The organism is Ensifer adhaerens (assembly GCF_020035535.1).
Classification (GTDB): Bacteria; Pseudomonadota; Alphaproteobacteria; order Rhizobiales; family Rhizobiaceae; genus Ensifer.
On the sequence record NZ_CP083349.1, the window covers coordinates 2,019,656 to 2,028,626 of the forward strand.

The window sequence follows — 8,971 nt, forward strand, 5'->3', positions numbered from 1 at the left end:
AAGGGTCGGAAGGCAGCAAACCGCATGCGGCCTCCCTATTGCATCTGCAGGTCGGCGAAGGCGTCACGCACGTGATCGGCAACCGCCAGCACCGGCGCCGGCGCATCGTTGATCACCTGCAGGCCGATATTGTAGTGGCCGAGATCCGGCAAGCCGTCGCGTTCGCCGAGTTGCACCATTTCGCCCTGGACGAGGTAACGCGGCAGCGGCGCGATCGCGAGGCCGGCGAGAACGGCCGCCCGCTGGCCGGTCGTATAGGCGCTGAGGAAGGCGATGCGGAACTTGCGCCCCGCCCGCGACAGCTTCTCCACCGCATCCGCCCGCCAGACGCAGCCATCCTCCCACATCGACACCGGCAGCGGATCCTTCAGATGCGCATTGCCGCACTTGGCGCCGGCCCAGACCAGCTTCTCCTGCATCAGGATTTCACCATTCTTCGGCGTCCCCTCGGTGAGACTGTTGAAGATGGCGATGTCGAGCCGATGTTCGTCGACCTTCTTGCGCATGGCATTGCTCATGCCGATCGACACGTCGATCGTCACGTTGGGATAGGAATCGGCGAAGCGCTTCAGCACCTCCGGCAGGATGCGCTCACCGACATCTTCCGGCGCACCGACCCGCACGACACCGTTCATGTCCGGCAGCAGGAAGCGCGACACCGTTTCATTGTTGAGCGACAGCAGCCGGCGGGCATAGCCAAGCAGCATCTCCCCCTTCGGCGTCAGCGTCACCGAGCGCGCGTCGCGCAGGAAGAGCGTGCATCCCAGCATCTCCTCCAGCTTCTTGATCTGCATCGAGACGGCAGACGGCGTGCGGTAGACGGTTTCGGCAGCGGTGGTGAAATTGCCGGTCTCGGCAATGGCGACAAAGGTCTTCAGCACATCCATTTCAAGAAGCGGAAGCGCGTGGCGCATCATCATGTTCATGGCGGCATCCTCATTCAGAAAAACTGAAAGATATGTTCACTTCATTTCGTTTGATTGAACATCAGGGATGGCCGATAGTCAAGCTCAAGGACGACGAAGGAAGGAGAAAGCCATGTCCGCCGCCGTACTTGTTATCGCCGCTTCGAAGAGTTCCCTTTGTAACAGCCCGCCGTCGCCGGCAGTGGTAAAAAATGAGCATAGCAGGAGCAACGACATGGTCCTCAACGCCCTTACCCAAGTGATTGCCGTCCTCGACGGCGTTGTCCGGCATCGACGCGAACGGCAAATCGCCCGAAATCGGGTGGAAGCCCGGCGCGAACTGGCCAAACTGCCGAAGCGAGTTCGCGACGACGTGATGTTTGCGGACCCGCTAATCAATCACTATGTTTGATGAAAGGCATCAAACATATTCGTTGGAATGATAGATCAGGTTGCGCCATACATAGCCTCATGGTCGCGACCTGCTGAGAAACTCAGAAGGAGCCATGAAATGTCCAACACTCAGTTTTCATCGGCCTCGGAACGGGCATCCTCCCACTCGTCCCTTCCGGGTCTCTTCAATCTGCAGGTTCGTGCCTGGGCAGCGTGGAAGCGCCATCGCCAGGAACGGGCTCTGGAAAACCTGTCCTATGACACGCTGAAGGACATCGGCTTCCCGTCGGTGGACGACGCAGTGCACAAGACCGGACAATGACGTGACGGCTTGATCTGCTTTACGCGGATCGAGACGGCCGGATACAGTAAAGGGCATCGCCGAAAAGGCGGTGCCCTTTCTCTTTGCGCGGCTCACTTGCGGCGCACTCCGCCGGCCCCGCCAAGCGCGCGAGAAATGGTCGCTCGAATGCGGCTCAAGAAATCTGCAAGAGAAGCGACGGTGAACTGAGAAAACCCCCGGCCACGAGGCCAACGAATCCCAGCGCCAACGCCCCCGCTACTCCGTGGCTCTCCCAGCCGATGTGAGCGCCCAAAGCGGTGGCCGTCGCGATAATCGAAACCGCCCACAGGATCTTGGCCCGCGAGACCAAACGGCGACCGGCTGTTGATCCATCCTGCTTCATACTAAATCGCCTTTCCGAAGTGCCTGCAGCTTTGCATGCATGTGGAAATCGCGCGCCGCCAGAGCTCGGCCATCGTCCATCAATACGCTTCGCACTTTTCCTGGAGCCGCCTTGGGGTCCGGAACGCCTGGCACTTTTCCTGGCCTTGAGAGCAGACTTGTCTCATACCGACACCCCACCCCCACATCGAAAACGTCGCAATCGGCAAACACAACCCTGGAGCGTGCTTTGTAATTATTGCGTATCTCTGGCAGTTCTTGTCAGATAACGTCAGACACGCTGGAAAAACTGTCGCTTTCCTTACAAAAGCCTGAAAGACCGGACGAACCGCCTTTTGCCGAGCGATGTCGCAATGCGAAATCACTTTGCGGTCGCTGCTATCCATGCGAATGTCGCAAACAGACAAGCCGAAGAGTATCTTCCAAGCGACGAATATACCCGCATCGCCAAGCATGGGAAGCCTCATGAACAAGCCACTGACCAAAAAGCGTTCTCTCGTCTTCTTCCTGGTGCCGAACTTTTCCATGCTGCCCTTTTCGGCGGCGATCGAAACGCTCCGCATCGCCAACCGCATGCTCGGCTACGAGGCCTATTCCTGGCGCCTCGCTTCGTCGGACGGCGAAAAGGTCCTCTCTTCGAGCGGCATCGCGCTCGAGGTGAATTCGTCGCTGGCCGACGAGCGCAAGTTCCTCGGTGGCGAAAATCGCCCGTCGATGGTGCTGGTCTGTTCCGGCATCTATGTCGAAGACTTCAACAACAAGTCGGTCAATGCCTGGCTGCGCGAAGTCTACAACCGCGGCGTTGCCGTCGGCAGCCTGTGTACGGGCGCCCATGTGCTGGCCTCGGCCGGCCTTTTGACCGGCAAGCGCTGCGCCATCCACTGGGAAAACCTGCCGGGCTTCTCCGAAAGTTTCCCGCAGGTCGACGTCTATGCCGACCTCTACGAGATCGACAGCAACATCTATACCTGCGCCGGTGGCACCGCCTCGCTGGACATGATGCTGAACCTGATCGACCAGGATTTCGGCGAGAACCTCGTCAACCGCGTCTGCGAACAGGCGCTGACCGACCGCGTGCGCGGGCCTCACGACCGCCAGCGCCTGCCGCTACGCGCCCGCCTCGGCGTGCAGAATGCCAAGGTTCTGTCGATCATCGAACTGATGGAGGCAAACCTCGCCGAGCCGCTGTCGCTTCTGGAAATCGCCGAGGGCGCCGATCTCTCGCGCCGCCAGATCGAGCGACTGTTCCGCCAGGAAATGGGCCGCTCGCCTGCGCGCTATTATCTGGAAATCCGCCTCGACCGCGCAAGGCACCTGCTCATCCAGTCGTCGATGCCGGTCGTCGAAGTGGCGGTCGCCTGCGGCTTCGTCTCCGCCTCGCACTTCTCCAAGTGTTATCGCGAACTCTACAACCGCTCGCCGCAGCAGGAGCGCGCCGACCGCAAGCTGACGCTGCAGATGGCGCGGTAGGGACCGATAGAAGGAAACCTTCAAAGGGCGGAGCAATCCGCCCTTTTTCGTTTTGCCGGCTCCACCAGCGAGATCAACCTGCTCAAGAGTTGAGTACGGCAAGCAACGCACCGGTACGCAACCTGTAGAGAACACATTTACAGAAATACAACCAGTTTCGACTTAGACTCCGCCTCATATTGGTACGGAGTTTTTATGGAAGATTTTTCTCAGGCTCGCCTATTCCTGATCGCGGGCACGATCTTTTCCTACGGGGCACTTTTGTTGACGTCATCCGTCTCCGGCTTTCCGCTGAGCTTTGAAGGATGGCTGTACGAGGCCGCCGCGTTCGCAACTGCCGTCTGCGCCGCCAGCTTCCTTGCGTTGCGCTTCAACTTTCACCAACTTCGGCCAATGATCGAATGTTGCGGATGCGGCCTACTCCTCGTAGTCCCGATCACCCTTTCAACCTACTTGTCGGCGCGGACAAACTTCCCTTTAGCCGACCATCAGCTCTCCGGATGGGACAAGTGGCTTGGAATCGACTGGTCGGCGATGATGGCATGGATCGATCGGCACTATCTCCTGTCCGAGGCGCTGAACAAGGCCTATCGTTCTTTCGCCTATCAGCTTCTGCTCTGCCCGGCCTTGCTGGTGCTGTCCAACCACCACAGGAGGGCCTATCAGATGGTTGGCGCCTACGCGCTCCTGTGCTTCCTGTCGAGCGCCATCTCGATTTTCTTCCCGGCGCTGGGCGCTTACGCCTACTACCAATTCGATGCGAGCAGCTTGCAACACATCAACGCAACCTACGGATACCTCTTCCTCGAAGAGTTTCATGCAGTCCGGAACGATCCCAACTTCATCTGGCGACTGCCAGAGAGCCAGGGCATCGTGACATTTCCGTCGGTGCATGCGGCCGTCGCTGTGCTCTGCGCATGGGCGCTGTGGCCTGTGCGCTTGCTCCGGTATCCCGCGCTCGTCCTGAACCTTGCAATGGGCTTCTCCGCGATACCCGCAGGAAGCCACTACGCCGTCGATGTCATCGCCGGCATGGCGGTCGCTGTGGCTTCCATAGGGTTCGTCACGAGGCCTGTGGGTCAAAGGTCCACCGCCTTGTCTGCACCGGCAACTCCTTCGCCCGTTCCCACCCAATCATGAAGCCAGTGCCCCATAATGCAGATCAGGCGCCACCGCTTGCACGCACCGCCATTTTCGGTTGAATGGTCGCCGTTTCAGCAGCTTGGAGCAATGCGTCTATGGCACCCGTCGAAATCAATCCCGCCAAGGTTCGCGAATTCGCGGATTTCGACAGCTTCTACCACTGGCTCAGCGCCCATCATCAAAGCGAAGACGAAGTCTGGATCAAGACCCACAAGGTAAACTCCGGCCTCGCCTCGATCACGCCGAAAGAGGCGATCGATGTGGTGCTCTGCTGGGGCTGGATCGACGGCGTGCGCAAGGGGCTCAACGACAAGAGCTTCCTGCAGCGTTATTCGCCGCGCGGCAAGAAGAGCATCTGGAGCCAGATCAACGTCGACAACGTCGCCCGGCTGATTGCCGAAGGCCGCATGACCGAGCACGGCCTGCGCCAGGTTGAAGCGGCCAAGGCCGACGGACGCTGGGACCGGGCCTATGCGAGCGGCAAGGACATGAAGATCCCCGACGACCTGCAGGCCGCGATCGACGCTGAGCCCGAAGCCCGCGAAATGCTTGGCAAGCTCAGCGCACAGAACCGCTTCGCGCTCGCCTTCCGCACCCACAACATGAAGACTGAAGCCGGGCGCAAGAAGAAGATCGAGACCTTCGTCGAGATGCTGAAGCGCGGCGAAACGATCTATCCGCAGAAAGGCAAATGAAGGGCTATTGCTAAACGCGACCGAAGCGCTCCCCCGCACCTCCGACCATGCGAACGCCCGACGGGCCGAAACGGTTGTCACCCTCGTCACCCGGAAGGAAGCCGAGCATGACGAGGCCCAGCAGCGGCCCGACGACCGGCACGAAGAGCGCCAGATTCCACCAACCGGACCTGCCGTGATCGTGCCAACGCTTGATGTTGACGACCAGGGAAAAATAGGTGCTGGCAACGAGCACGATGAAAACCATCAAATGCATGAGGCTGAAGCCCGCAGCGTAATTATCGACGCCTGAAAGCGCCAAAAGCGCCCCTCCGGCGAACACCGCGGCCGTCGTCGCAATCCAGACGACGATCTGCGCCAACCACCAGGTCTGGCGTCCGATACGGCCATCAATACTCGTAAAAGTCTGCGAATTCACGTCGTGTCTCGCGTTGACCTCCCAGGCGCGCCCCGCGCTGGCCAGTCATTTCATCATATAGAAAGCTCGCTAATAAACCGGTAGATGTTTTTATAGAAAAAGTGCCCGATGGTTGCAAAGGCAAGTTGCCTCGGGGCTGACACTCCGACCGTCGTTGGAGGCCGCACAAGGCTCGCTTGCCGCCCCACCCCTCACGGGTCCTGCACCCACGAAACAGCCGTCCCCTAGCCGTGAAAGGCGCGCTCCAGTTCGGCTATATCGAGCTTGATCATGCCGAGCATCGCCTCCGTGACGCGCTTGGCACGTACGCGGTCGGAATGGGCGACCATGTCGCCGAGCGCCCTCGGCACGATCTGCCAGCAGAGCCCCCAACGGTCGCGGATCCAACCGCATTGCTCGATCTGTCCGCCGTTTTCGCTGATGGCATTCCAGATCCTGTCGATCTCCTCCTGGGTGTCGCACTGGATCATGATCGAGAAGGAATGATTGAACGGATCGAGCGGCCCGGCTTCGAGCGCCAGGAATTCCTGGTTGCCGAGCGTGAACTCGATGGTCGTCACGCTGCCGGGCGGTCCGCTCGGGCTTTCTGCCGGCAAGCTGGTGATGCGGATGATCGCGGAATTGGGAACGAGCGAAATATAGAAGTCGACGGCCTCGCGGGCCTCCTTGGCGAACCAGAGATTTGAAACAACATTGGTCATGCGTCGTGTCCTCCTCGCAGCGCTGGATCATATGCAGCTAACCGAAGGACGTTCGACTTCGTTCCAAGCCGACAGGTCGTGAAGGTATATTTCTGGAGGCGGGCTTGCGGCCCAGGCGGGGCGCCTATGACGCCAGCGCGTCGAGAAGCGCCAGTTCCGAGATCACCCGGTTTCGGCCGGCATGTTTGGCCATATAGAGAAACTGGTCGGCGGCGTGCAGGTAGTTCTCGAAGGCTTCCGAGGTCTCGATGGTGGCAAGCCCGATCGAAACCGTAATCGTCAGTTCCTCGTCGTCGGCGACGATGCGGGATTTGGCGAGTTCCAGGCGCAGCGCATCGCAGAAGGCAAAGGCGCGGCGCACATCGCAGCCGTTGAAGAGAACGCCGAATTCCTCGCCGCCGAGGCGGGCAAGCAGGTGATCCTCGCCCACCAGCACCGAGAGCCGCTTGGCCACGTGTTTCAGCACGATGTCGCCGATCTCGTGGCCGTAGGTGTCGTTGAGGCGCTTGAAATGATCGATGTCGAGAACGGCGATCGCCGTCGGCTCGCCGCGTCTGAGGCACTGTTCCACGAGCCGCGGGCCGGCAAGGAAGAAGTGCCGACGGTTATAGAGATCGGTGAGATAGTCGCTTGCCGCCTGGCGCTGCAGGGTCTGCAGCCGCTTCTGCACGCCGGCGGTCTGGGCGATGCGGCCGTTGAATTCGGCTTCGAGGAAGGGCTTCTGGATGAAATCGGTGCCGCCCGCCTCCAGGAAACGGGCGCCGGCCCTTCGGTCGCCGCTGTCGGAAAGCCCGATCACCGGCAGCGCGCTATCGCCCTGCCGCCGCTCCACTTCGGCCAGTAGCGCTGCACCGGACATATCGGCGAGATCAAGGTCGGTGACGACGAGATCGACTGCCTCGCCGCTGTCGAGCACCTGCAGCGCATCGGCAGCAGACGCGACCTCGCAGACGGAGATCCGCTGCCGCCTGAGGATGCCGGCAAGCTCGCTGCGCGAGGCGGCATCGGAATCGGCGAGCAGCACCGTCGTCTTGCCATTGGTGAGCGCCCGGTCGACCGCACCGATCAGGAGGTTGATCGATTCCGGCTGATGCTTGATGACGCAGTCAAGCACGCCGCGCCCAAGGATCTCTTCGCGCGTACGGTCATTGAAGGCTGCGGTGAAGACGACGGCCGGCACCTGATTGTCGAGGACGAATTCTAGCGCCTCGCAATTGGGCGCATCGGGCAGGTTGAGATCGAGCACCGCCAGCGAGAAACTGTCCGGTGCCTCTTCCAGCGCTTCCCTGAGCGCCGCGAGCGAACTGCAATGGGTGACGCGGATGCCATGCACGGACTCGAGCCCGTATTTCAGCGCCGTCGCGAACATCCGGGAGTCTTCGACAAGGAGCATGCGCTTGTCGCTGTGCTTTTGCACAGAGTTCACCCGGCCTGGCGTGCGGCGCAATCTCACGTCCCTGCAACCCCTCTCGAGCCGCAGGCGTGCTTCCCTCAAGGGGTGACGCTGGCTCCAAATGTATCAACAAACCCCGCCACGAACCCCACCGGCCATTTGGCCGGCGTGGTCTGGTGTGACCGGGCTCCCCGCTCCTGCTGGGGCGGATTGAAGACCGATCGGATTGCAATTTCGTTAATACGGCAACCTGAGAGCGGCATTTTTGATGCACGTGCCCAATAAATTTTAGGGGTATATATGAGCCCTGACGAATTGCCCTACGCGGGAACCCTTACTTTTTCACTGAGTGTGCGGATCTTCGTCAGTGTGTCCAGGTTCTGGTTCACGCGGCAGTAAAATTCCTCGTTGACGAAGGGACGAACGACGAAGTCGTTGCCGCCGGCCTTGAGGAAGCGCGCGGACAAAAGCCGGTTGGTGGAGGACGAAACGCCGATGATGCGCAGCTGATGCGGCCCGTAGGAACCGCGGATACGCCGTGTCAGTTCGAAGCCGTCGATATCGGGCATGTTGTAGTCGGTGATGACCAGGCCGATATCGGGATTGTTCTTGAGAAGTTCGAGCGCCATCGCTCCGTTTTCCGCCGAGCTGGTGCGGAAATTGTAGCGCTTGAGCTGCGTCGTCAGAAGCGCGCGCGCCGTCGGGCTATCATCGACGATCAGCACGTGGTGCTTGTGGTTGGTGAGGAAGCGGCAGACGGATTCCGCCAGCATGTCGACGGCAAAGACGCTGTCCTTGATAACGTAGTCGACGATCTCCTTGGCGAGGATCTTCTCGCGCGTCGACTCCTGGAAGGAGCCGGTAAACACGACCGTCGGCACGCTCATGTCGATCAGATAGTTGAGCGCCTCACCGTTCTCCGCCCCCGGAAGGTTGATGTTGGAGATGGCAAGCGACGCCGGAAAAGTCGCGTTCTCGACGGCGAACTGCAGGTCGTCATAGTCGCGGCAGACGATGACATCGATGTCGAACAGCTCTTTCAGCCGCTTCGAAACCATCGCCGAGAAGAGGTTGGAGTCCTCGGCAAGCACGATACGGTGCTCGGCAAGGGATTCGCCGGAATAATACATTCCGGAAACGCCAAAAAACGACATTGAACGCCTATGTA

General features: G+C 60.2%; 10 protein-coding genes. 5 read left to right on the forward strand and 5 right to left on the reverse strand.

Annotated features, from left to right (window positions below):
- Positions 1 to 35: 35 nt before the first annotated feature.
- Complete coding sequence (locus LAC81_RS09890; RefSeq protein ID WP_113539286.1) at positions 36 to 926, reverse strand: LysR substrate-binding domain-containing protein; 891 nt, start codon at positions 924 to 926, stop codon at positions 36 to 38.
- Between the two features lie 112 nt (positions 927 to 1,038).
- Between LAC81_RS09890 and LAC81_RS09895 the strand changes: the two genes are divergently transcribed.
- From LAC81_RS09895 to LAC81_RS09915, 5 genes are all read left to right on the forward strand, one after another.
- Positions 1,039 to 1,317, forward strand: coding sequence for a hypothetical protein (locus LAC81_RS09895; RefSeq protein ID WP_223727675.1), 279 nt, complete (start codon positions 1,039 to 1,041; stop codon positions 1,315 to 1,317).
- A gap of 99 nt (positions 1,318 to 1,416) precedes the next feature.
- Positions 1,417 to 1,620, forward strand: a complete 204-nt coding sequence (locus tag LAC81_RS09900) for a hypothetical protein (protein ID WP_223727676.1) — start codon at positions 1,417 to 1,419, stop codon at positions 1,618 to 1,620.
- Positions 1,621 to 2,448: 828 nt separating this feature from the next.
- Complete coding sequence (locus tag LAC81_RS09905; RefSeq protein WP_113539282.1) at positions 2,449 to 3,453, forward strand: GlxA family transcriptional regulator; 1,005 nt, start codon at positions 2,449 to 2,451, stop codon at positions 3,451 to 3,453.
- A 195-nt stretch (positions 3,454 to 3,648) separates the two neighbouring features.
- Complete coding sequence (locus tag LAC81_RS09910; RefSeq protein ID WP_223727677.1) at positions 3,649 to 4,593, forward strand: phosphatase PAP2 family protein; 945 nt, start codon at positions 3,649 to 3,651, stop codon at positions 4,591 to 4,593.
- Between the two features lie 98 nt (positions 4,594 to 4,691).
- Positions 4,692 to 5,291, forward strand: coding sequence for a YdeI/OmpD-associated family protein (locus LAC81_RS09915; RefSeq protein WP_223727678.1), 600 nt, complete (start codon positions 4,692 to 4,694; stop codon positions 5,289 to 5,291).
- Positions 5,292 to 5,301: 10 nt separating this feature from the next.
- Here LAC81_RS09915 and LAC81_RS09920 read toward each other — a convergent pair whose 3' ends face one another.
- From LAC81_RS09920 to LAC81_RS09935, 4 genes are all read right to left on the reverse strand, one after another.
- Positions 5,302 to 5,709: a DUF805 domain-containing protein gene (locus tag LAC81_RS09920; RefSeq protein WP_223727679.1), complete on the reverse strand. Its 408-nt coding sequence runs from the start codon at positions 5,707 to 5,709 to the stop codon at positions 5,302 to 5,304.
- A 224-nt stretch (positions 5,710 to 5,933) separates the two neighbouring features.
- Positions 5,934 to 6,410 carry a VOC family protein gene (locus LAC81_RS09925; protein WP_113539278.1) on the reverse strand — a complete coding sequence of 159 codons (477 nt, stop codon included), beginning with the start codon at positions 6,408 to 6,410 and terminating at the stop codon, positions 5,934 to 5,936.
- Between the two features lie 124 nt (positions 6,411 to 6,534).
- On the reverse strand, positions 6,535 to 7,827 hold the full coding sequence (locus LAC81_RS09930) for a diguanylate cyclase (protein WP_223727680.1): 1,293 nt from the start codon (positions 7,825 to 7,827) through the stop codon (positions 6,535 to 6,537).
- A 296-nt stretch (positions 7,828 to 8,123) separates the two neighbouring features.
- On the reverse strand, positions 8,124 to 8,957 hold the full coding sequence (locus tag LAC81_RS09935) for a response regulator (RefSeq protein WP_223727681.1): 834 nt from the start codon (positions 8,955 to 8,957) through the stop codon (positions 8,124 to 8,126).
- Between the last annotated feature and the right edge of the window lie 14 nt (positions 8,958 to 8,971).

Excerpts from the sequence above, each read along its gene's own strand:
- LAC81_RS09890 (WP_113539286.1), bottom strand. The coding sequence starts at position 926 with ATGAACATGATGATGCGCCACGCGCTTCCGCTTCTTGAAATGGATGTG.
- LAC81_RS09895 (WP_223727675.1), top strand. The coding sequence starts at position 1,039 with ATGTCCGCCGCCGTACTTGTTATCGCCGCTTCGAAGAGTTCCCTTTGT.
- LAC81_RS09900 (WP_223727676.1), top strand. The coding sequence starts at position 1,417 with ATGTCCAACACTCAGTTTTCATCGGCCTCGGAACGGGCATCCTCCCAC.
- LAC81_RS09905 (WP_113539282.1), top strand. The coding sequence starts at position 2,449 with ATGAACAAGCCACTGACCAAAAAGCGTTCTCTCGTCTTCTTCCTGGTG.
- LAC81_RS09910 (WP_223727677.1), top strand. The coding sequence starts at position 3,649 with ATGGAAGATTTTTCTCAGGCTCGCCTATTCCTGATCGCGGGCACGATC.
- LAC81_RS09915 (WP_223727678.1), top strand. The coding sequence starts at position 4,692 with ATGGCACCCGTCGAAATCAATCCCGCCAAGGTTCGCGAATTCGCGGAT.
- LAC81_RS09925 (WP_113539278.1), bottom strand. The coding sequence starts at position 6,410 with ATGACCAATGTTGTTTCAAATCTCTGGTTCGCCAAGGAGGCCCGCGAG.
- LAC81_RS09935 (WP_223727681.1), bottom strand. The coding sequence starts at position 8,957 with ATGTCGTTTTTTGGCGTTTCCGGAATGTATTATTCCGGCGAATCCCTT.